This is a genomic window from Fibrella aquatilis (genome assembly GCF_017353255.1).
GTDB classification, from domain to species: Bacteria; Bacteroidota; Bacteroidia; order Cytophagales; family Spirosomataceae; genus Fibrella; species Fibrella aquatilis.
This window is the reverse complement of record NZ_JAFMYU010000006.1, coordinates 217,522-240,478: the sequence shown is the minus strand read 5'-3', so window position 1 is coordinate 240,478 and position 22,957 is coordinate 217,522. Positions and strand designations below refer to the sequence as shown.

The 22,957-nt window shown below is 55.8% G+C and carries 14 protein-coding genes; 6 read left to right on the top strand and 8 right to left on the bottom strand.

Annotated elements, in window-relative coordinates; all coding sequences use genetic code 11:
- Window positions 1-87 precede the first annotated feature (87 nt).
- Window positions 88-3,042, top strand: coding sequence for a T9SS type B sorting domain-containing protein (locus J2I48_RS10300; protein ID WP_207335349.1), 2,955 nt, complete (start codon window positions 88-90; stop codon window positions 3,040-3,042).
- Window positions 3,043-3,156: 114 nt separating this feature from the next.
- Here the strand turns inward: J2I48_RS10300 and J2I48_RS10295 are convergent, their stop codons facing one another.
- On the bottom strand, window positions 3,157-4,917 hold the full coding sequence (locus J2I48_RS10295; RefSeq protein ID WP_207335348.1) for a phospho-sugar mutase: 1,761 nt from the start codon (window positions 4,915-4,917) through the stop codon (window positions 3,157-3,159).
- A 235-nt stretch (window positions 4,918-5,152) separates the two neighbouring features.
- Here J2I48_RS10295 and J2I48_RS10290 point away from each other — a divergent pair, with 235 nt between their 5' ends.
- A complete protein-coding gene (locus J2I48_RS10290; protein ID WP_207335347.1) occupies window positions 5,153-5,941 on the top strand; it encodes a hypothetical protein in 789 nt (262 codons plus the stop codon).
- Between the two features lie 41 nt (window positions 5,942-5,982).
- Here the strand turns inward: J2I48_RS10290 and J2I48_RS10285 are convergent, their stop codons facing one another.
- The 6 genes from J2I48_RS10285 to J2I48_RS10260 all read right to left on the bottom strand — a co-directional run bounded on the left by J2I48_RS10285 (window position 5,983) and on the right by J2I48_RS10260 (window position 15,384).
- The gene (locus tag J2I48_RS10285) at window positions 5,983-6,453 is read right to left on the bottom strand and encodes a hypothetical protein (protein WP_207335346.1); all 471 of its coding nucleotides are present in this window, start codon (window positions 6,451-6,453) and stop codon (window positions 5,983-5,985) included.
- 113 nt (window positions 6,454-6,566) lie between these two features.
- Window positions 6,567-8,225 (bottom strand): D-alanine--D-alanine ligase family protein, encoded by a 1,659-nt coding sequence (locus J2I48_RS10280; RefSeq protein ID WP_207335345.1) that lies wholly within the window; start codon window positions 8,223-8,225, stop codon window positions 6,567-6,569.
- Between the two features lie 100 nt (window positions 8,226-8,325).
- The gene (locus tag J2I48_RS10275; RefSeq protein ID WP_207335344.1) at window positions 8,326-9,564 is read right to left on the bottom strand and encodes a NupC/NupG family nucleoside CNT transporter; all 1,239 of its coding nucleotides are present in this window, start codon (window positions 9,562-9,564) and stop codon (window positions 8,326-8,328) included.
- Between the two features lie 155 nt (window positions 9,565-9,719).
- Window positions 9,720-10,361, bottom strand: a complete 642-nt coding sequence (locus J2I48_RS10270; protein WP_207335343.1) for a hypothetical protein — start codon at window positions 10,359-10,361, stop codon at window positions 9,720-9,722.
- A 66-nt stretch (window positions 10,362-10,427) separates the two neighbouring features.
- On the bottom strand, window positions 10,428-12,215 hold the full coding sequence (gene lepA, locus J2I48_RS10265) for a translation elongation factor 4 (RefSeq protein WP_207335342.1): 1,788 nt from the start codon (window positions 12,213-12,215) through the stop codon (window positions 10,428-10,430).
- A 160-nt stretch (window positions 12,216-12,375) separates the two neighbouring features.
- The gene (locus tag J2I48_RS10260) at window positions 12,376-15,384 is read right to left on the bottom strand and encodes an RICIN domain-containing protein (protein ID WP_207335341.1); all 3,009 of its coding nucleotides are present in this window, start codon (window positions 15,382-15,384) and stop codon (window positions 12,376-12,378) included.
- Window positions 15,385-15,602: 218 nt separating this feature from the next.
- Between J2I48_RS10260 and J2I48_RS10255 the strand changes: the two genes are divergently transcribed.
- From J2I48_RS10255 to J2I48_RS10240, 4 genes are all read left to right on the top strand, one after another.
- Entirely contained in the window at window positions 15,603-17,813 is a 2,211-nt protein-coding gene (locus J2I48_RS10255; protein ID WP_207335340.1) for a DUF5916 domain-containing protein, read from the top strand.
- 122 nt (window positions 17,814-17,935) lie between these two features.
- Window positions 17,936-18,286 carry a winged helix-turn-helix domain-containing protein gene (locus J2I48_RS10250; RefSeq protein ID WP_207335339.1) on the top strand — a complete coding sequence of 117 codons (351 nt, stop codon included), beginning with the start codon at window positions 17,936-17,938 and terminating at the stop codon, window positions 18,284-18,286.
- Between the two features lie 92 nt (window positions 18,287-18,378).
- A complete protein-coding gene (locus tag J2I48_RS10245) occupies window positions 18,379-20,940 on the top strand; it encodes a TonB-dependent receptor (protein ID WP_207335338.1) in 2,562 nt (853 codons plus the stop codon).
- 141 nt (window positions 20,941-21,081) lie between these two features.
- Entirely contained in the window at window positions 21,082-21,240 is a 159-nt protein-coding gene (locus J2I48_RS10240) for a hypothetical protein (protein WP_207335337.1), read from the top strand.
- Between the two features lie 273 nt (window positions 21,241-21,513).
- Here the strand turns inward: J2I48_RS10240 and J2I48_RS10235 are convergent, their stop codons facing one another.
- Entirely contained in the window at window positions 21,514-22,917 is a 1,404-nt protein-coding gene (locus tag J2I48_RS10235) for a DUF4932 domain-containing protein (RefSeq protein ID WP_207335336.1), read from the bottom strand.
- Window positions 22,918-22,957 lie beyond the last annotated feature (40 nt).

The following is a 22,957-nucleotide window of genomic DNA, read 5'->3' as shown; positions in this document are numbered from 1 at the left end:
GACCTTGGACTTTAGACCTTAAACTACCTTACTACCGCGTATAACTTTCATGCGTTAAAACGTTCATTAGTAAACTACGTTAACGCTATGAAATCGATCTGTACTGGCTGGTGGGCAGGGCTGTTGCTGCTGGCTATTTTATGTGTGCCAACCGCCGTGCAGGCCAGTCACGTGCGGGCCGGTGAGATTACAACCCGGCGTATTTCGAACACCTCGCTGACGTATGAAATCACGCTGACGACCTACTATGACATACTGACTGGTGGTCCGGCAGCCGATGCGGCAAAGACAGCGCTGTTCTGTTTCGGCGATGGAAGCCGGTTGGAAGTGCCCCGACAAGAACCTATTCGCAAAATAAATTCGGCTACGACGATCAATATATACCGAACGATTCATACCTATTCGGGGCCTGGTACGTACAGCATTTCGGGCTTGATACGCAACCGGAATAATATGACCCGAAATATTAATGGGGGCGACTCGCAAAAGGTTAATTTTTTCGTTACGACTACCATATCGGCTATTCCTATTCTGGGCTTGAACAGTACGCCCGTGCTGCTGAATCCGCCCGTCGACTCGGCGCGGATTGGCCAGAAATACTGCCACAACCCCGCCGCCTATGATGCCGATGGCGATTCTTTGGCCTACCGAATTGCCACGCCGCAGCAATCGAATAGTGAACTTAACGAAGACCCTAATGCCTGCCAGTCGTTTCCTGTTACGCGCTACCAATTGCCCCAACTAGTGGTACCCCCCGGAAAAACGGAGAATGGCGTTTCTGGCGCTACGTTTACGGTGAATGCCAAAACGGGCGACGTCTGTTGGGATGCCCCCGTCGAGGCCGGTCAGTACAACTATGCGTTTATCATTGAAGAGTGGCGCAACGGCGTACTCATTGGCGAGATCACCCGCGACGTGCAGGTGGTGGTGGTAGACGGCCCCAACCGCCGCCCGCTGCTCGATCCCATCGCCGACGTGTGCGCCGAAGCCGGTACGCTCATCACCCAGAACATCCGTGCCACCGATCCCGACGGGAACAGCATCGTCATCCTAGGCTACGGTGGCCCATTTAACCTCACCGCCGATCGTATTGCCTATTCACCACCGCTGCTGCCACCGGCTTTTGCTACCATCACACCCGACGCCTCACGGGGGCTACCGAGTCCGGCTACTACGACGTTTCGTTGGCAAACCAACTGCGGCCAACTGCGGCAGGAACCGTACTTGATCAACATCAAAGCGACGGACATTCCCAACAATCGTCCGCCTACGCCGCTGAGTTCGTACCAAAGTTTTCAGATTCAACTGATTGGGCCAAAACCGCAAAATCTGACTGCCCAGGCCGTTTCGCCAGCCACCGGGGGTAGCCGCGCCATCCGCCTCAACTGGTCGGCCTACACCTGTCTGCCCCCCATTCAGAGTGGGTCGAAGGATACGCCCAAGATGCTCATCTACCGTAAGGAGGGCTGCAACAACCCCGAACCCAATCCCTGCCAGACGGGCATCTTGCCGGGCTATACCCTCGTTGACACCGTAGCTATTGGCACCACCACCTACACCGACGCCAGCAGTACCCTGCGGCGGGGGGTGAGCTATTCCTATCGCATTGTGGCGCAGTATCCCCTGCCCACGGGCGGGCAAAGCGTGGTCTCGCTACAAGCCTGCGTGAGCCTGCCCCAGACCGCCCCCGTGCTGAGTCAGGTCACCGTCGATAGCACGGATGGGGCGCTGGGTGCCCGTAGAGGGGTAATCACCGTGCGGTGGACGCGGCCACTTGGCCTGAATGCGGGCGATGGGGGAGGGCCTTACCAGTATCGCCTGCTGCGGGCCGAAGGTGTCAACGGTACGTCGTTTTCGCCCGTAGCGGCCATCAATACCACGTTAGGGCCGGGCGTTGTCGACACCGTTTTTGTCGACAGAGGAAGCGCCACACAGCCGTTGACCACGTCCAGCAAAGACTACCGCTACCGGCTGGATTTCTACACCACCGTCAACGGGCAGTTGACCCTACTGGAAGGTAGCGAACCGGCATCGAGCGTGCGGCTGGCAGCGTTAGGTGGGGTCAACCAGATCACGCTCAACTGGCAGACCAACACCCCCTGGAGCAATGAGGGGCAGCCTCACGCCATTTTCCGCTCGCGGCGGGGGCAGGCCGGACCTTTCAATCAGATTGCGGTGGTAAACGTGCAAGCGCCGGGCACGGTCAACTACGTCGATACCGGGGCTGACCTGGTAGCCAGCGATGGTAACACCAGCGGTACACTCTCCGCCGACAGCAGCTACTGCTACCGGGTGCAGACCGTGGGACGTTACATCGATGTTTCGCAGTTTGCCCGCACGGGTACTATCCGCAACTTCTCGCCCATTCAGTGTGCCGCCCCCGGCGACACCACCCGCCCCTGCCTACCCGCCCTCACCCTCGACCTGTTGAACTGCGCTGCCCTGGCCCCCACCGCCTTCTGCAACCAGACCAGTTTCGCCAACAAGCTCACCTGGAGCTACCCCGCCACCGCGGGGGGCAAGGCCTGCGACGCCCGCATCAGCAAGTACAACATCTACTACGCTCGTTACCAAGGCGATAGCCTGCGGCTGGTGGCCACCGTGGCTGCCCCTACGCTCACCTTCCTGCATCAGAACCTGACCAGCGTGGCGGGCTGCTACTACGTGACGGCCGTCAGCCTGCGGGGCATCGAGAGCCTGGCCAGCAACAGTGTCTGCAAGGACATCTGCCCCAACTACGCCCTGCCCAACACCTTCACGCCCAACGGCGACGGCAAGAACGACGTGTTTGTGGCCCTGGCCTGCCCCAGCTTTGTGGAGCGGGTGGGGTTTGTGGTCTACAACCGCTGGGGGGCCAAGGTCTACGAGTCGGCGGGGCCGGTGCTAAGCTGGGACGGTCGGAGCAGCAGCGGGGGCGTACTGCCCGGGGGCGTGTACTTCTACGAGGCGCGGGTGGTGTATGGGGGGCTGGTGCGGGGCGGTCCGGTGCAGGTGCTCAAGGGCAGCGTCCTCCTGATTCGTGATGCTCAGGCCATGCGGTAGGCAGGGTTAATGTACAATGAATAATGTACAATGAACAATGGCTTCGCGCTCAGACAGCTAGAGCGCGAAGCCATTGTTCATTGTACATTATTCATTGTACATTAACCCTGCCCCCTACTTCAACCCCAACTCATCCACCACCTTCTGCACTTTGGCTTTCAGGGCGGCGTAGGTGTCGTCGAAAGCTTCGGCGCTGGGGAGGGGTTCGTTAACGCTGACGTAGAATTTGATCTTGGGTTCGGTGCCGGACGGGCGGGCGGATACCTTCGTGCCGTCGGCGGTGAAGATCTGCAGCACGTTCGACGCCTCGATGCCGAGCTTGCCCGACTCTATCGCTGTCGTTTTGCCCGATGCCATGTCCAGCGTAGTCAGGGCGTCATAATCATCAACCCGCACCACATCTGACCCGGCGATGGTCTTAGGCGGGTTGGCGCGGAAGGTGGCCATCATCTGCTGAATTTCTTCAGCACCGGCTTTGCCTTTCTTGGTCAGCGACACCAGCGCCTCATAGTAGAAGCCCGTTTGCTGGTACATTTCCATCAGCAAGTCGAAGAGGCTCAGGCCTTTATCTTTAGCATCGGCGGTCAGTTCGGCAATCATGGCGCAGGACGCAATGGCATCTTTGTCGCGCACAAAATCGCCGATCAGGTAGCCATAGCTCTCTTCGCCGCCGCCGATGAACTGCTCCTTGCCTTCCAGTTCGCGGATCACCTGAGCAATGTATTTGAAGCCTGTCAGCGTGTTATAGCAGGTTACGCCATACTGTTCGCACAGCTTATCGATGAGGTCGGTGGTGACGATGGTCTTGGCCACGAACTCCTTGCCGGTGAGTTTGCCCGCGTCTTTCCAGGCCCGCAGCAGATAGAAAATGATGAGGCTGGCCATCTGGTTGCCGTTCAGCAACTCAAACTCGCCGTGGTGATTCCTGGCACCCGCACCCACCCGGTCGGCGTCGGGGTCGGTGGCAATGATTAGGTCGGCGTCCTGGTATTGGGCCTGATCTAGCGCCATTTGCATGGCTGCTTTCTCTTCCGGGTTCGGCGATTTCACCGTCGGAAAATTGCCATCGGGTTTGGCCTGTGCTTCCACCACGCTCACGTTGGTGAAGCCAATCGCTTCCAGGGCGCGGGGCACCAGCGTGATGCCTGTGCCGTGAATAGGCGTGTAGACGATGTTCAGATTGGCCTGCCGGGCAATGGCGGCGGGGTTTACCGCGTTCGATTTCACCCGCTCGATATACGGCGCGTCGATTTCCTCGTCAATCAATTTGATCTTCGATTCCACGCCGTCGAACTTAATGTCGCTGACGCTCGAAATGGCACTCACTTCATCCACGATGTTTTTGTCGTGCGGAGCCACCACCTGCGAGCCGTCGTTCCAGTACACTTTGTAGCCGTTGTATTCGGGCGGGTTGTGTGAGGCTGTTACGACTACACCACCCTGACAGCCCAGTTGCCGAATGGCAAAGGAGAGTTCGGGCGTGGGGCGGAGGTCAGAGAAGAGGTAGACTTTGATGTTGTTGGCCGAAAAAATATCGGCGGCAATCCGAGCAAATTCGGGACTCATCCGGCGACTGTCGTGGGCAATGGCCACGCTGATATCCTGCCCCGCAAACGACTTGTTAAGGTAGTTGGCAAAGCCCTGCGTGGCGGCCCCCACGGTGTAGCGGTTCATCCGGTTCGACCCCACGCCAATAACCCCGCGCAAGCCACCCGTGCCAAACTCCAGGCTGCGGTAGAACGAGTCGGTCAGTTCGGTGGTGTTGCCACTGTCGAGCAGGTGTTGAACGGTGGCTTTAGCATCGGCATCGTATGGACCAGAAAGCCAGGTATCCACGTTTTGTTGGGTCGTGGCGTCGAGTTGTTGCGTTGTCATAGAAAAGGAGCCGGAAAAGTTGGCGTGTAAATCTTGGGGGCAAGTTACGGCTTGGGTACGTTGCCCGCAATCCGGTGGGTAATGATGTTGATGATTGATAACGATGGCCATTGCTAGGCCTTTGCGGCCAACTACTGAATTGGAACCCAACAGTCAAGTAACCCTGCCCTACCCAATTCTTTGAACATTGGACCGCAGCGGCGGACCGCTTCAAACCCTTACCCCCACCTTCCTTATGCTCCGTTTTTTCCTTACACTGTCACTTTGCCTGATCTCGCTGGGTCTTCTCGCCCAAAACAGAACATATACCTATCTCATCTACCATAAGCTGTCGCCGGGTCTGACGGTGCAGGATGCCCTGCCCGTGGAGCGTGAATGGCGGGCGGTGAATCAGGCGGCGGTGGATGAGGGCAACATGATTGGCTGGTATATGATGGCCAAACAGATGACCTCCAATCCTAACCCGGCTGAGTATGACTATGTTACCGTCATCGTGTCGCCCAGCATGAATATCAAAGGCGGCTCACCAGCGGCCATGGCCAAACTCTACGGCGACAGTGTGCAAACGCGCATGGCTAGTCTTAACGCCAGAGATCGCGCTACGGCCCCCGTGGTGAAAATGGAAGTATGGGAAACCGCTGGTGCTTACGCGTTCAGCCCTGATTTCACACCGGAGAAAGCACCTGTGGTGGTGTTCAATTACATGAAACCTTATGACCCGAAAGCTCCCTGGCTCGATATAATGGATGCTATGAAAGCTGGGGCAACCAACAGGTTAAAAGATGGCTCCCTAAGTGGCTGGGCGTTCTCAAAACTTATCCTGCCCAACGGCAGTGAAAAAGGGTATAGTTTGCTGGTGGCTCAGATCGGCACCAATCCAGCAGCAATAGCTAACCAACTGGTTTTCACAGGTGAATCAGCGAAAGCGCATACTCAATCCCGACAAACCTTCGACATAGTTCGGCAGGAAGTGTTTCGTGTTATGGAGTTTACGAACAGGCCAGGGACAACTGCTGGAAAGTAGCTGCTGGCAGGGCATTCAGCAGGAATGATCTGTACTACTTTTTAGCTGACTGATGTGGGGCTTGTTTTGAGTTTGCCTTCTGCCGAAATAGCTCCTTCGTGGCTTCTGGACATCGTTTTGATATAGGCTACCCGCCGAAACCGCAGTGCTGACCAGTCGTCATTGACAGCTACCTGCCGCACTGGCTCAAACCCAATGGCACCCAGCGCCGCCCAACCCGTGTCGCGGTTGAAATCACAGCGGTATGTTTTCGACGTCTGCTTAGGATACGCCAGCCATATCGTAACGTCGCCTACCGTATGCGCAGCTACCCAATCGGCCACTTGCTTCACGGCGCCTAGTTGCTGCACAAAGGCTAGTAAAAAATCGGCCCTGTCTGCATGCTCAACTTGCTGATAAACAGTTGATTGACGGGAAAACGTTTCGGATAATACGCCTAGCTCTGCCGGTACGTTCAACAGGACTACAGTGGGCTGGCTGACGTAATTAAGCTTTTTAACGAGCGCTTCCATTCAAAAAATGGTTTGTTGAAAAGAAAATTAGCATAAGACCAGCATCTCTCCAACAAATTTCACGGCAGCGGTCAAGCCCTCGGCCAATTTCTCCTAAGGCAGCTAAGAGCGCTTCATTTTACATAGCGCTGCGTAACGTGTCGTGCGCGTTGGGTGGTTTCCAGCAGGAGGGGGTGGCGCGGGGTAGCCAGAGCCTCTTCTAGTTCGGCTAGGGTGTCTTTGAACAGAAAATGCACCGGCACCTCGTGCGTCTCCATTTTCGATTTAAGATACACCAACTGTGGTAGGGTGTCGCCCTGGGCGGCGGCGGCGTTGTACTCGGCTTTGGCGCGGGTCCAGTCGTCGTCGGTGGGGCCGAAATGGATACGCTGTTCGGGCAGGGGCGTGGTCAGGCGGGCGGCCAGGCGTTCGTCGAGGTCGGCTAGCATCTGTTTCAGCCGGAACGTGTCTTTTCCCGTGCGGATTCGTTCGCGCAGCGATTGCCGGATGAGGTACGTCAGCGAATCGCTCAGGTTCATGCCAATCTCGACCATCTGCTTGAAAATCAACGAAGTAGGCGACATGCCAGGAATGGTATTCGGGTCGTGGAGCAGTACCCGCTGAGGCTCCCCCGCCTGCCCTTCGTGCGTCAGAAATCCGTCGATGCGAGAGTAGACATTAATACCCAGCTTCGTAAATACCTGCTCCACGGCCAGTTGAATAGCGCGGTTATTTTCCAGGGTGGTGCCTACTGGAATCCGCTTCTTAGCTACACTGGTAAGGTATTTGGTTTCGTAATCAAACGCCTCGGCGTTGAAGATTTCGGTAGGGGGTAGGGCCACAGCCAAACCATCGTCGTCCTGTATCACGCCGCACGAAAACTCCTGTCCGCTGATGAATTCTTCAAAGAGCAGTTCGTCTTCCGCGTTGATGGAGGCCAGCGTGAGCGTGGTCGTTTTGGCATCGTCGGCAAAGCCATCCAGGGTGCTGATTAGCTCGGCGGGTCCGGTGACGTATTCACCCGTGTTCTCGATCACGAGCGGGTAGCCAATGGTGGCGCTGAGCGTGGCGGTGCGCTGCGCATAGTCACGCTTGGCTTGCTCATCCAGTTTCTCCCAGTCGGACAGGCCAATCTGGGTGGTGAAAAAACACTGATTCACCGACCGCTGGAAGAGGGCAAAGTCATTCTCGCGCACAATGGCCACCCCAATAGATGACCCCTGGTGTGGCGCCTTAATCACGATGGGTAAGCCCAGATGGCTCACCAGTGAAGCAAAAAACGCCGCCTGATCGGCCCCTTGCCAGGCGTCGCGGCTGATGGTAGCGGTCTTTTTCTCCTGTCCGTTTACGAGAGCGATGAGGTGGTTTTGCAGGATCTTGTTGATCCCCAACCCCGACCCCAGAATACCCGGCCCGGTGTAGGGCATTTTGTGCCATTCCAGCAGCCCCTGAATAGCGCCGTCTTCGCAGTCGGGGCCGTGCATGGCTAGAAACGCCATATCGAAATACTCTTCAAACCACTCAGGCTCAATGCGTTCGCCGGGGATGGCCTCGTCGCCGTCTTCCAGCGATTCATCATAGACCGAAAACCCGTCGAGCTTAGGCAGCGAATCGCGGATACCGGCGTGTTGCAAGAAATCGGGCTGCACGATATAGAACCGCCCCCAGCCGCTGACAAACACCAGCACCGGCTCGAAAAGGGCTTTATTGAGGTTAGCCAGGGCCGTGCGCCCCCCCGCAAATGATACGTCGCGCTCCCGCGATGGTCCACCAAAGAATAGTCCGATACGCATGAAAGAGAGTTAGAAAGTCTACTATCTAAGGTCCAAAGTTGCCACGCCTAGTTACGTTAACGTGCGAAGCAACTTTAGACGTTAGACCTTGAACATTGAATTACAGTAATAGTCCCGCCAGCGTGGCCGACATGTAGCTGGCCAGGGTGCCGCAGATGAGGGCCTTGAAACCGAGCTTGGCCAGGTCGGTGCGCCGTCCGGGGGCTAGTTCGCCGATGCCGCCGATCTGAATGGCAATGGACGAGAAGTTAGCAAATCCGCAAAGCGCAAAGCTGGTGATGGCAATGGTTTTAGGGTCGAGGGTAGGTTTAATTTTGACCAGTTCGATGTAGGCTACAAATTCGTTGACCACCATTTTGGTACCCATCAAGGCACCGGCGGCTTCCACATCTTTGCCCGGTACACCCATGGCAAACGCGAATACCGAAAATAGCTTACCGAGCAGAAAATTGAGGCTCAGTTGCGGAAATCCGGCTACACTGCCTGCTTTGCCCAATAGCATGTCGATCAGGGCAATAAGGGCGATGAAGCCAATGAGCATGGCAATCACATTCAGGCCTACCTTCAGGCCTTCAGAGGCTCCGCTGGCAATGGCGTCGACCAGGTTGGCGTGTGATTTTTTGATCTCTAATTTCACAACGCCTTGGGTGGTAGATACTTCTGTTTCGGGAAAAACAATTTTCGAGATCACCAGCGCTCCCGGTGCAGCCATGATACTAGCGGCCAGCAGGTAGGGGGCCGGTACGCCCAGCGAGATGTATACCGCCAATACACCGCCCGCAATGCAGGCAAAACTACCCGCCATAGAAGCCAGTAGTTCGGAGTTGGTCATGGTGGGGAGGTAAGGCTTGATCATGATCTGCGCCTCTACCTGACCCACAAACGTACTGGCCACGTTAGAGAGTGCTTCGGCACCGCTCACGCCCATGAGCCACTTCATTACCCGCGCCATGAGCGCTACAATGCGCTGCATGATGCCGAGGTAGTAAAAGATATTGACCAGCACCGCCACGAAAATGATAGTAGGAATAACCTTGAAGAAAAAGACAAAGTCGTTGCCGTTGCCAAATGCCCGCGACATCAGCCCAGTTTTCACGAGTGGCCCAAACACAAATTCGGCCCCGCGGTCGGCGTTGACCAGCGTTTTGTTGACCAGAAAACCGAGGTAATTGAAAACGCGCTGCCCGATGTCTGTTTTCAACACAAACACGGCCAGGCCGAATTGCAGGGCCAGCCCCACACCCACGGTGCGGTAGTTGATGGCTCGGCGATTGTTCGACATAGCAAAGGCAATGCCTAAAATGAGGGCAATGCCCAGTAATCCGGTAAAACGCTCCATGCAGTGATTGGCGGTACGAAAGAGAGAGGCCCGCGAGCGGCGTATCCGCTGTTGAATTGGCGGGCGAAGATACAAAAAACGGTCGGTCTGCCTCTGTTCCGCACATACGAATCAGGGCAAAGGCAGACGGAGCGGTGTGCATGTTTTCATTCCGTCTAACGAGCAGCATCCTGGTCAGCAATTTTGTATACACGCCAGCTTATGGCACCCACCCAACTTAGCACGACCAGAAACGTAATTTTCTGAATGACCGGCAACCAGTTGAGGTGCCAGGCTAAATGGTAGATGGCATTGTTCAGCGCGACAAGCAGCAGGCACACACCGCCTATGGCTAGCAACCGAACATACCGCCCCTGGTAGAGACCAAGCAAGGTGAGCAGCAGCGGGGGCAGGGCCAACACGCCCGTGAGGTTGATGGCCGTGTCGTGGTAAGCCGACGCTACGAACGGGGCCACCAGCATAGCCGTCACGCCGGGATACTGCATCAAGGCGCGAAGCCGTCGAGGTTGCGAAAACAGGCGCGGTAACGTAAGCCAAAAAATGGACAAGCTCACACACAAGACCAGCATAGCTGCCGTAGCAATGGGCGCAGCGGGGTTAGGCTGGCCGTTTTTAGCGATCTCGCCCGTTAGGTCGCACCAGTAGTTGGTAAGCCAGTTGAAGCCAACGGCGGTCCGGTCGGCGTTGGACCCGCCCGGATAAAGTATCGTTGCCCAGCCGTAAAGTCCCAGAAACAGGCCGATGCCCAACAGGGGCAATATTGACAGGCGAAAATGGTATGGGGGAGGAGCAGCCATGTTCTAATAAAAAGCCTCGTTGAGCAACTGCTCAACGAGGCTTCTAATATCGCTATAACTGGCCCATTAGTTAATCTTCAGCACGGCCATAAACGCCTCCTGCGGGATTTCGACGTTGCCAACTTGCCGCATGCGTTTCTTGCCTTTTTTCTGTTTTTCCAACAGCTTGCGTTTCCGCGAAATATCGCCGCCGTAGCATTTGGCTAGTACGTCTTTGCGGAGGGCACTCAGCGTTTCGCGGGCAATAATTTTCTGCCCAATAGCCGCCTGAATGGCAATCTCGAACTGCTGCCGGGGGATCAGTTCGCGGAGCTTTTCGCACAATTTCTTGCCCCACTCATACGACTTGCTCCGGTGCACAATGGCCGACAGTGCATCAACCTTGTCGCCGTTGAGCATCACGTCGAGCTTCACCATGTCTGACTCGCGGTTGTCCATAAACTCATAATCGAGCGAGGCATAGCCGCGGGAGATGGTCTTGAGCTTGTCGAAAAAGTCGAAAACAACCTCGGCAAGGGGCATTTCGAACTGAAGCTCCACGCGGTCGGCGGTGAGGTAAACCTGATTTTTCAGGATGCTCCGCTTGTCCATGCACAGGCCCATAATGCCACCCACGTAATCGGCTTTGGTGATGATCTGCGCCCGGATAAACGGCTCTTCGATGTAGTCGATCAGGTTGGGTTCGGGCATCTCGGCGGGGGCCGACACCTGTAACAGGTCGCCTTTGGTGGTCATCACCTCAAACCGAACCGAAGGCACGGTGGTGATCACGGTCATGTCGAACTCGCGTTCCAGCCGCTCCTGCACAATTTCCATATGCAGCATGCCCAGAAAGCCACACCGGAAACCGAAGCCCAGTGCCGCCGACGTTTCGGGTTCCCAGACCAGGGCGGCGTCGTTAAGCTGTAGCTTTTCCATGGCTTCGCGCAGTTCTTCAAACTCGCTTGTTTCCACGGGGTAGATGCCCGCAAACACCATTGGTTTCACGTCGGCAAAGCCCTGAATGGCGGCGGCAGCGGGCTTATCGAAACTGGTAATGGTATCGCCCACCTTCACTTCCTTGGCCACCTTGATACCTGAAATGAGGTAGCCCACGTCGCCGCATTCCATCCGGTCGCGGGGCTCCTGCTCCAGGCCAAGTATGCCAATTTCATCGGCATTGTATTCTTTGCCGGTGTTCATGAACTTCACTTTCTCCCCCTTCCGAATCGACCCGTTTTTGATGCGGAAAATAACTTCGATACCCCGGTAGGAGTTGAAGTGCGAGTCAAAAATAAGCGCCTGCAGGGGAGCGTTGGGGTCGCCGGTGGGTGGCGGAATACGCTCAACAATGGCCGCCAGAATTTCGGGTACGCCGATGCCTTCCTTGCCCGACGCCGGAATGATGTCGTCGCGGTCGCAGCCGAGCAAGTCGACCATCTCGTCTTTGATCTCTTCGGGCATGGCACCCGGCAGGTCGATCTTGTTGAGGACGGGAATAATGACGAGGTCGTTATTCAGTGCCAGGTACAGGTTTGAAATGGTCTGAGCCTCAGTGCCTTGCGAGGCATCGACCAGCAACAGAGCACCTTCGCAGGCGGCAATAGACCGCGATACTTCGTAGCTAAAATCGACGTGGCCGGGCGTGTCGATCAGGTTCAGGGTATATGTCTCGCCTTTGTGGACGTAGTCCATCTGGATGGCGTGGCTCTTGATGGTGATGCCTCGTTCGCGCTCCAGGTCCATATCGTCGAGCAACTGGGCTTGCATATCACGGGCACCGACGGTTTGGGTGAATTCCAGCAGCCGGTCGGCAAGGGTACTCTTGCCGTGGTCGATGTGGGCGATGATGCAGAAATTTCGAATGTGCTTCACGTTGAAAGAACGGGGGTTGTGCCTATGATTTAAGGGGCAAAAGTACGAAAAAAGGAGGAAAGGAGGCGGGAAAGCCGATGGGCTACTATAGCAAACGCCTGATTGACTGTAGCGCAGGCTTCAGCCAATCAGGCGTTTGCTATAGTAGTCTCTGGTTGTTCTATCGCTGAATCAGCAGCCGCAGCGTGGTGGGTACCTGTCTGGCTGGCGTAATCTGCATCAGATAAAGCCCTTCAGGTAGTTGGTCAGTACTATAGCTGTAGGGCGTAGCCGGAGCAGCCTCTATCTCTGTTTGCCGAAGAGTGCGCCCGAGCATGTTGTGCAACGTCAGTTGTACGGGTAGGCCCTCGCTGGCACTCAGGTCAATCAGCACCTGGTTGCTGGCGGGCGTGGGATAGAGCGAAAACGACCGGCTTGGCTCGGCTGCGGCCATGCGTGCTTCCGTGGCCATGCGCCCTCCCGCCGGGCAGGTGGTTTCTACAAGGCTCCACTGCTGCTGGTTGCCTGTACCCAGCGTTTGCTGGACAATGGCAGCTCCTTCGGCGGTGCTGGCGTTCAGTACCGAAATAACCTTATTGGCATTGCGGTTGCTAAACGTGTAGTAGCCTTCGTTGTTGCGTTGCGCTGTCCACTGCTGATGGCCACCACCCCAGTAGGTCCACTGTTCGAGCAGGGCGTTTTCCGCTGTAGAGGCATTAACAACCTGAATGCCTTTGAGCGTATGCAGCACCGACATCCGGTAATACGTCCCGTCGGGGGTGAACCGCCACTTCTGCCAGGCCTGATCGGCATTGGCACGTTGCTGTAGACCAACACCGTCGGCACTTGCCCCGGCGGGTACGGTCAGCACCAGTCCGCTACTCCGCGACTGAATGCGGTAGCACTTGGCGGGGTCGATAGATGCGACCGGAGCCGGATTTTGCAAGGCAACGTAAAACGTTTGCACAGGGCTTCGAAGACCCTTGTTGTCGATGACCGTCAGCCGAACCGTGTAGTTGAGGATTAGTCCGATACCCAGTTTGGCGGGCTTGGCCACAAACACTTTTACGGGGTTGGCCTCGGTCACGTAGGAAGTCTCATCGCCAAAGTCCCATTCGTAGGTGATGGGGTCGCCATCCGGGTCGTACGATTTACTACCGGTGAAGGTAACGCTTAGGGGCGAGGTGCCACTGAGCGAGGTGGCTGTGGCCACGGCCACGGGGGCACGGTTGGTGGGGGCGGTGGCATTGCAGGTGCGTTCTTCAATGCGCCACTGTTGCTGTTGACCAGCCCCCGGTATTTGCTGACCAACCTCGGCCCCGTCGGCAGTGTTGGCGTTCAGCACCGTCATGGCCTTGTTTGAGTTGCGATTGATAAAGGTAAAATAACCCTCGTTAGTGCGCCGAACGGTCCACTGCTGATGGTTACCTCCCCAGTAAGTCCACTGTTCGAGCAGGGCATTTTCCGCTGTAGAGGCGTTAACAACCTGAATGCCTTTGAGGGTGTGCAGGGCCGAGATGTTGTAGTAGGCACCGTCGGGCGTAAAGCGCCAGCCCTGACTTAACAGATTGCCGTCGGTACGCTGCCGTATAGATGCCCCGTCGTTTGTGGCGTTGCCTTCTACCCCCAGTACCTTACCGCTTAGCCGCGACACCAGCCGGTAGCACTTGCCCGGTTCCACCGCCGTTACGGCTGTTGGCGAGGTGGTAGTGGCCGCCGGGATGGTAATGCTCGTTTCGATACCCCCTGACCAGGCTTTGTCGGTGATTGCGTTGGGAACGCGCGTGTAGACCCGGAAGAAATACCGTTGCCCCGGCGTGAGGTTGGTAACCACCAGCGACGAGTCCAGCCCCTGATACAGGGCCTTACCACCGTCGTAAGCGGCCCCGTTGCCCGTGAAACTAGTGCTTGTTATGTAACTGGCGCTGGCCGGGCGGTCGGTGAAGCTGCCGCCTGCTCTGCCCACCACCAGCACATCGTGCGAATTGTTGCGAACAACTATGCCTTTATTCCAATTCAGCTTTACGCTACCGTTGGCAAGTGTGGTGGCGGTTAGCCCACTGATGTTTACGTTGACAATACTGCAATCGGAGATAGGGTAAGCTCTTGACGTGTCTGTAAATGTCAGGCCTTGTCCATCGGTCACTTTAAGGGTGATCAGGTAATAATAGTTTTCGCCGTTGCAGCCTACCGGTTCAAAGGTCGTTTGGGATCTAACGCTGCCATTCAAAGACCCATTGACGGTGATGGGCGGCTGCGGAAACTCCCGGTTGTTGTAGTGCAGAGTGGCCTGCCAGGTAGTAATTGGATTGCCTACCGTAAACACCTTTGCCGACAAGGGATAGACCTGTGCTTCCATAAGCCGATAGGAACTGATTTTGCTTGGCGATTCAATCGTAACATCGGGGCCAACATTTGTGAGTTGAATGCGAATACGGCCCGAGAAGCTGACCCCGCCCCCGGCATCCCGAACAAGCAACTCCACTTCGTAGGAGGTTATCAGGTTGCCGCCCCGAGTTTGTTGGGGATAGAACGTCAGCACGGGATTAGCCTCGTTGGAGAGTGTTTTGAACGTGTTGGCATCCCGCCATTCGTAGTAAATAAGTGCGTCGCCGTCGGGGTCATACGTTTTGCTGGTGTTGAACGAAACGCTAAGGGGAGATGTGCCGCTGAGCGACGTGGCCGTAAACAAAATGACCGGCGCCCGATTGGCAACCCTAACTGGCAACTCTACGCCCTCGTTCCAGACCGTCCCTTTCCGGGTGAACACCCGCAAATAGTACAGCTGTCCGGCAGTCAGGTCTGTGATGACCACACTCTCGTTTCTTCCCTGATAAAGCACCTTACCACCGTCGACGGTACCGCTGCTTGTGCTGGTAAAACTGGCAGCTGCCGTATAGGTTGCGCTGGTAGGCTTGCCGGTTAGGGAAGCCCCCAGTTTGCCAACCACCAAAATATCATCGAAGGCGACCAGCGGGTTACCCCAGCTGAGCCGGACGCTGGTGGCCGAAAGGGGGGTGAACCCTATACCCGTAATAGCCAGATCGTCAGCGTAGTGATCCGGTGTCGACGTGCGTGTGGGGTTCGTGGGTCGGGCGTGGCCGACAGTAGTTGTGAGGAGTACCAGCCAGAGGCAGGCAGGTAGCGTGCTTCTCCAGCCAATGGAGCGCTTTGGGGCGTGGGTAAACATGGATCAATACGGAGTGATATGGGTTAGAAAAAAATGGAATGCACGAAACTATCCGAGACAACATGACCAGATTGGATCGCTTCTTAAGTTACTATTCTTGTGAATTTTTGACGATAATAATACATTCCGTCACTTGAATACACCGCTCATAATGAATGAATAAAATGGACATAGCCGCCTGCCAGGACAGCTGGTCTGTTAGGTACCTTTGTACCCATATGCATCAACGACTACTATTTATCCTGCTCTTCCTGCCTCACCTGCTCAACGCCCAAACCCTGCATGTGGCCCCAACTGATTCAGCCGTTCACCTCGACGGGCTGCTGACGGAGGGCATCTGGCAACGGGCGGCCGTGGCCACCGGCTTTATTCAAAACTTTCCCAACGACACTGCACCGGCCTATAACGACACGCAGGTACGTATGACCTTCGATGCCACGCACCTGTACGTGTCGGTGGTTTGTTTTGACAAAAACCCGGAGAAACGGTTCATCGCTTCGTCATTGAAACGGGACTTCGAGTGGGACCAGAACGATAACTTCACGGTTTACCTTGACCCGTTCGGCGACCGCATCAACGGCTTCACCTTCAATGTGACGCCCTATGGTGTGGAGCGCGAGGGGCAGATGTTCAACGGCGAACGGGTGGCCTCGGAGTGGGACAACAAATGGCGGTCGGCGGTGAAAGTGCTGCCTGACCGCTGGCAGGCCGAAATGGCCATTCCATTTAAGAGCTTTCGGTACCGGAAAGGGGCCGCGTGGTTTTTGATGAACTTCGCCCGGCATGACCTGAAAAATAACCAGCGCAGTAACTGGCGGCGGGTGCCCATTGCCTACCGACCGTCGGCGCTGGCCTTTGCCGACACCGTCCGGTTCAGCCGCCCCCTGCCCGACCCCGGCCCTAATGTCTCGCTTATTCCGTATGTCAGCTCTCGTTATTCCGACGACCTGGGCGATCCGGGTGATTTGGGGGGCAAACGGACATTCAAGCAAGGCATTGGCTTCGATGCCAAGATTGGTGTCACGCCCTCATTGAACCTCGATCTGACCGTAAATCCCGATTTCTCGAACGTCGAGGCCGATCAGCAGGTGACCAACCTCAGCCGATTCGAGATTTTTTACCCCGAACGGCGGCAGTTTTTCATTGAAAATCAGGACCTCTTTGCCAGCTTTGGCTTCGAGCAGAACCGCCCGTTTTTCAGTCGCCGAATTGGCATCAGCTACGATACTACCACCAGCGTAATTGTGCAAAACCCGTTGCTCTACGGGGCGAGGCTGAGTGGCAAAATTGGTAAAGACTGGCGCGTGGGGCTGCTGAACACCCAAACGGCCAGCCAGCCCGACAAGGGCATTACGGGGCAGAACTACACCATGGCCGTATTGCAGCGGCAGATTTTTGGGCGGTCCAACATCTCGGCCATTCTGGTAAACCGGCAAGGCATTGGTGCCCTGCCCGACAGTATGCGCTACACCCGGCTGGCGGGGCTGGAATACAAACTACAAACCGACGACAACCGCTGGAGTGGCAAGCTGTTTTATACCCGCGCGTTTCGTGCTGCCCAACCCGGCGAAGCCCGCAACGGCGTAGACATCGACCAGGATGCCTACACCCACGGGGCTACCCTCAGCTACACCAGCCGCAACCTGACCCTGACCTGGACGCACGAGTACGTAGGGCAGCAGTACAAGATCAACGACGTGGGCTTTGTGAACCGACGCGGGTTCTGGCGGGTGTTGCCCGAACTGGAGACCACCTTCTACGTACCGGGCAACCGCAAGCTGATCTCGCACGGTCCCTTCACCGACCTCATGCTGATTCGCAATAAAGACGGCCGCCTCACCGACCGCGAGTGGAACGTGGGCTATAACCTTCAGTTTCGCAGCACCGCGGAAGGAGGGCTGGGCTACTACGCTTACTACACTTACCTGTTCTTCCCTTATGATCCCACTAACTCCGACGGCCGCGAACTGCCCGAAGGCTCAGGCTTTGCCACGCGGGGGTGTTTTGGCTACTTCAATACCGATAAGCGTAAACTGCTGAATGCCAGCGTAGAAGGGTATGCTGGCGGGTATTTCAACGGGCAAAATACCAGCTTCACGGCCCAGCTACAGTACCGGTTTCAGCCCTACGGTGCGCTGAGCGTCTACAGCGAATACAACAATATCCGGTTGCCGGAACCCTACAAGTCAGCGCAGTACCTGCTGGTTGGCCCCCGGCTCGACGTGACCTTTTCGCGGAAACTGTTCTGGAGTACCACCGTGCAGGTAAACAGCCAAACCGACAATACTCTGCTGAACACCCGCCTGCAATGGCGCTACGCCCCCGTGTCTGACTTGTTTGTGGTCTATCAGGAAAACTATTTTCCCGGCTCGCTCACCAGCAAAAACCGGGCATTGGTGCTGAAGCTCTCGTACTGGTTTAATGTGTAGGCAATGGGTTATTCAGTGGTCATTCGCTGCGCTGTCATTTGGTGCAAAAACGATGAATGACTACTGAATGACCATCGAATGACCGGTACGCCGGTGCGGGCGTAGCGAATGACCAATGACCAATGACTAATCTAACCCTGAATGGCCGAATTTGGCTTGAAACCACGTCTGGCGACGTAACCGAGCGTTTTATGGGCATTGGGCGGCTGGAACTGCTGGGTCATATTCAGCGGACAGGCTCGATCAATCAGGCGGCCAAGGCTATGCAAATGTCTTATAAGCGTGCCTGGACACTAGTGCATTCGATGAATCAGCAGGCCGACCACGATTTAGTTATTACCCAAACCGGCGGCGAGAAGGGAGGGGGCACGCTGATCACCGCCGAGGGCGAAAAGTACCTGAACCATTTTCAGGCGTTACAGGAACGGTTTCAACAATTCTTGCGCGACGAAATAAGCCGACTACCCGGTTGATAGGCCCTCTTTAATCTGCTACCTCGCTTAACATACCGGGAAAGCTGACCAACGGCCCGAAGGGTTATATTTGTTTGGAAATAACGCCCTTTATGAATTACCTCTTCCCGGCTTTACTGCTGATTAGTGCCACGCTGAAGGCGGCTGTCCTGCCCGATAGCACGATTACCCCGCACGATTCGCTACGGCAGATTCAGTTGAGCGACGTAGTAGTGTCGGCGTCTCGGGTTGCCGAAAACATCCTGACATCGCCCGTTAGTATTGAGGTGATCGACGCCCGGCGCATCCGGCTGTCGGCCCAGCCTTCCTATTTCGACGCCATCGAAAACCTGAAAGGCGTTCAGCTGCTCACCTCCAGCCTGGGCTTTAAGGTCTACAATACCAGGGGTTTTGCTGCCACCACCAACGTCCGTTTTGTGCAGCTTGTCGATGGCCGCGATAACCAAGCTCCGCACATTGGGGCACCCATTGCCAGTGCCCTGGCTCCGTCTGACCTCGACATTCGGCAGGTAGAGCTGGTGCCGGGTGTGGCGTCGGCGCTTTATGGCCTCAATGCGCTCAATGGTCTGGTCAACGTGCTCACCCGAAGCCCCTTCGATTCGCCGGGGCTGAGTATTGGTCAGAAGACGGGTGTCAACCACGTAAACGATCCGGCTGTTGGCCCCAAACTGTATGCCGAAACCTCGCTACGCTATGCCCATCGGCTGGGCAATCGGGTGGCGTTTAAGGTGAATCTGGTCTATCAGCAGGGGTATGACTGGGTGGCCGACAACCGCGCCGACCTGAACCCCAACGGGAATGCCTCGCTCAACTTATTCGGCCCTGATAATCCCGCCTACGACCCGGTAAACGGCTATGGCAACGAAGCCGCCAACCGCCGAACGCTCACGCTGGGCGGCAAACGCTACAGCGTGGGCCGGACGGGTTATTACGAAGCCGAGGCAACCAACTACGGCCTGCGGAACCTGCGGGGCGACGTGTCGCTGCATTACCGCTTCTCGCCAACGGTCGAACTGGCCTATACCTACCAGGGCGCTACCCTCGACAACGTATATCAGCGCACCAACCGTTTTCGGCTCGACAAGTACCGGCTCGATCAGCACAGCCTTACGTTTACCACGCCGTCGGTTCAGATTCGGGCCTACCAAACCCACGAAAACACGGGTAATTCCTACAACATCCGGTCGATGGCCGAAAATATTGATAAAGCCTACAAATCTGACAATCAATGGTTTGGTGATTTTGTGAGCCAGTTCAATGCCGATACCAAAGCCGGTATGGCCGTGCCCGCTGCCCTGCGCGATGCCCGTGCCGTGGCCGACAGAGGGCGCCCGGTACCCGGTACGCCCGTGTTCAACGACCTGGTTGCCCGGCTGCGCGACATCAACAACTGGGACATTGGTGCTGCCCTGCGGGTGCAGTCCTGGATGTATCATGCCGAAGGGCAGGTGGAACCAACGCGGGTATACTGGCAGCGGTTTCGTGAGCAGACAGGCCTGACTATTCAGGCGGGGTTCGACTTCCGGCGGTATGTGGTGTTTCCCGATGGCAACTATTTTATCAACCCTTCCGAGCCGGGCCGCAACCTGGTGTATGGCAAAACTGGCGGGTTTGTGCAGCTCAGCCGCCTGTTTTTCAACGAAAAACTCAAGGTGGCGGGGTCGCTCCGGCTCGACAAAAATGACTATTTCGCTGCCCGCCTGAACCCCCGGCTGTCGACGGTGTATTCACCGGCCGAGGCGCACACCATCCGAGTGTCATACCAGAATGGCTACCGCTTTCCGTCGCTCTTCGAGGGGTTCACCAACATCAATTCGGGTGGGGTAAAACGAGTGGGTGGCTTACCGATCATGTCGCAGGGGATCTACGAGAACGCCTACCTGGTTACCTCCATCAATGCTTTCCAGTCGGCGATCACCACCGACGTCAACACCAACAAACTCACCACCGATCAGGCCATTGAGAAAAATAAGGCGTTGTTAAAACAAAGCCTGTACAACTACCTGAAACCCGAGCAGGTGAATAGTATAGAACTGGGCTACAGGGGGTTAGTCTGTCGGCAGCGTCTTTACCTAGACGTCGATGTGTACTATAGCGCTTATCAGGATTTTATTGCGCAGGTCAACGCCAACCTGGCCAAAGGCAAAAACCCCGATTCGCTGGCCTCCTATTTTTCGGCCTCAACGACTCAGGATCGCTACCGGCTCTGGACCAACTCGCAAACGAGGGTCTACAACTACGGGGCCAGCCTTGGGCTGCGCTATAGCCTGACCCAACACTGGTCGGTGGGGGGTAATGCGTCGTTTTCCAAACTCGACCGGGCCGAAAACGGCGATGGGCTGGAAAGCTCGTTCAACACCCCCCGCTGGATTACCAACCTGAGCATCTCGAATGGCAGTTTAGGGCGGGGCTTTGGCTTTTCGGTCAATTATAAACACCAGGACGCATTTTTGTGGCAGTCTGAACTGGCTACGGGCAGCGTAGCGGCCATCAACACGCTGGATGCTCAGGTCAGTTACCCGCTCCGGGCGTTGCATCTTTTCATAAAAGCAGGCGGGACGAACCTGACTAATAAACCTTACTATACCTTCATTGGCGGTCCGGCAGTGGGTGGGTTTTACTACACAAACCTGGTCTGGGAGCCTAAATTGTAGGCCAGGGCAGCGTATGGGGAGGCAAGAAAAGCAACGGAGCGGAGAATAGACCAGCCCTTGTTGCGAATGGGAACGGGGCAAAAACGTTATTGGTAACCAGAACGTTGTATGTTTACGAACAACTAGTCAACGAAGCTGGCCATGGAAACGAAACCGAAAGTTCATGATTTGGGTAAAGCCATTCAACGTATGAAAGCAGATAAGGAAGCTATTAACAAGCACTTAGACGAGCACGGTACGCTGAAAAATTTCACTGGTGTCAAGATTATCCAACCTCCCAAGTTACCCACTGAGCAGTAACGGTAAAGACTTCTATTTTGTAACAGACGATGCTGTTCCTTATGAAATCTACCTCACAGCTGGAGAGGATTATATTCCTGAAGAACCCTTCTCTACGCTTGTTCGGATGGTTGGTTTTAGGCCATAAAACAAAGCATTAGTTGCGAAATCAGGTGCTGATGCACGCGTTCATCAGACAATTATCAAGGCCCTATCGTTGTACTTTCAGGAACAGCCAGACATTGTATTGGTCTACGTCTGCGATATGATGGACGGCCCAATGGCACTCGACCCTTAGTTGGTGGCGACCTTGATATTGATACGACTGTATGGCGGCAGATCAACGCCCTTACTATTGCGGAGGGTGATTTGGGTTTTCCAGGGATAATTGAAGACAAGGGTATTCACGGCTCCGTTTAGCAGCGGCAGAGTAAACAACAGGGTCGTATTTTGCGCTGTCCAGACCAGCTTGTTTGTTTCAGGGGTCAATACCAGCCGGTCCTGCCTGGCGCTACCTCCCTGCTCAACTACCCTGATAAGATCGAGTGACTGGCAGGGGGTCATCGGTTCGGAGAAGTGAAGAATAACTGTGGTTATCGAATCTGTAACCGTCTGATTATCAAAACTAAAATCGGTAATCGCTGGTTGGCTCAGCGACGCCTGCCGGATGCCCAGCCGCTTGACCAAAGCCGGATAAAGATCCCGAATGGTTTGGCCCCGTCGGCGGTTGTTGTAGAGGTGGGTCAGCTCCTGATTGACTAACGAACTGGCAAAAAAACCGCGCGTGGCGTTCTGTAAGGCCCAATCTTGGCTTACGTTGGCCGCCACGGCGGGGAAGTAGGTCTGCACGTACAGGTCATACACGGCCCAGGTCATGTATTCGTTAAATGTCGATACGCTGTCTTTGTCATACCCGCTACCCTTGTCCCACTTTGTAACGGTAAAATTGGCCCGCAGCAATGCCCGGTGCTGGTAGGTGAGCGGATTTACAAAGGCGTGGTCCAGTTCGGTAAATAGCATGTGCGTACCGGAGGCAATCTCTGCCTGGGTGACTGTGTGTGGGGCTTTGCCCGTGAGCAGAAAATCGGGCAGGGAAATAAAGTCGGTGCCTACGCCCGCCACTATGCGGTGACAGTTCATGCGCCCCACCAGCGGCGAGACCACGATGGCATAGGTGGCTATTTCCGGTCGTTCGCCGAACTCACGTTCCAGGAAGTGCCGCATCTCGCCATACCGTTGCGACTGCAAATAAGCCGTGGCCAGGTCCTGATAATAAGGCAGGTGATCGCGGTAAAACCGGCGGAATCCGGTCGTTTTCACAAAGTCATGAATCAGCTCCAGATGCTCCTCGAACGGATTAAAGCCCTGATTCGCGTGAAAGTCAATGGTCCTGACCAGGCGGCTGTTGGTGTCGAATGAAAAGGCGTAGGCATCGGTGCGGAAACTGAGGTAGCTCTCCCATTTTTCGCGCGAATAATTCACCCTGGTCAGGAGAGGATGGCTGGCATAGGGCGCAAAGTAGGCACGCACCTGCTGGTAATAGGCCGACTGCTGAGCCACTTCCCAACGGTCTGTTTTGCCATAGTCGGTGAGTGCCAGAATGATGTTGGCCAGTTCGTAAGTTTCCGACAACCGAACGGGGCTGCTGGCTTTGGGGGGTGCGCTTGCGGGCGACTGATGCCCTAAAAAAAAGAGCATAAGGATAGTAGCGACTGAATTTCGCATCAGCGTAGAAATT

What these genes read in the sequence shown, in the direction of transcription:
- J2I48_RS10290 (WP_207335347.1), top strand. Translation starts at nt 5,153, where the DNA reads ATGCTCCGTTTTTTCCTTACACTGTCACTTTGCCTGATCTCGCTGGGT.
- J2I48_RS10295 (WP_207335348.1), bottom strand. Translation starts at nt 4,917, where the DNA reads ATGACAACGCAACAACTCGACGCCACGACCCAACAAAACGTGGATACC.
- J2I48_RS10235 (WP_207335336.1), bottom strand. Translation starts at nt 22,917, where the DNA reads ATGCTCTTTTTTTTAGGGCATCAGTCGCCCGCAAGCGCACCCCCCAAA.
- J2I48_RS10250 (WP_207335339.1), top strand. Translation starts at nt 17,936, where the DNA reads ATGACTAATCTAACCCTGAATGGCCGAATTTGGCTTGAAACCACGTCT.
- J2I48_RS10280 (WP_207335345.1), bottom strand. Translation starts at nt 8,225, where the DNA reads ATGCGTATCGGACTATTCTTTGGTGGACCATCGCGGGAGCGCGACGTA.
- J2I48_RS10245 (WP_207335338.1), top strand. Translation starts at nt 18,379, where the DNA reads ATGAATTACCTCTTCCCGGCTTTACTGCTGATTAGTGCCACGCTGAAG.
- J2I48_RS10260 (WP_207335341.1), bottom strand. Translation starts at nt 15,384, where the DNA reads ATGTTTACCCACGCCCCAAAGCGCTCCATTGGCTGGAGAAGCACGCTA.
- J2I48_RS10270 (WP_207335343.1), bottom strand. Translation starts at nt 10,361, where the DNA reads ATGGCTGCTCCTCCCCCATACCATTTTCGCCTGTCAATATTGCCCCTG.
- J2I48_RS10255 (WP_207335340.1), top strand. Translation starts at nt 15,603, where the DNA reads ATGCATCAACGACTACTATTTATCCTGCTCTTCCTGCCTCACCTGCTC.
- J2I48_RS10300 (WP_207335349.1), top strand. Translation starts at nt 88, where the DNA reads ATGAAATCGATCTGTACTGGCTGGTGGGCAGGGCTGTTGCTGCTGGCT.
- J2I48_RS10275 (WP_207335344.1), bottom strand. Translation starts at nt 9,564, where the DNA reads ATGGAGCGTTTTACCGGATTACTGGGCATTGCCCTCATTTTAGGCATT.
- J2I48_RS10240 (WP_207335337.1), top strand. Translation starts at nt 21,082, where the DNA reads ATGGAAACGAAACCGAAAGTTCATGATTTGGGTAAAGCCATTCAACGT.
- J2I48_RS10285 (WP_207335346.1), bottom strand. Translation starts at nt 6,453, where the DNA reads ATGGAAGCGCTCGTTAAAAAGCTTAATTACGTCAGCCAGCCCACTGTA.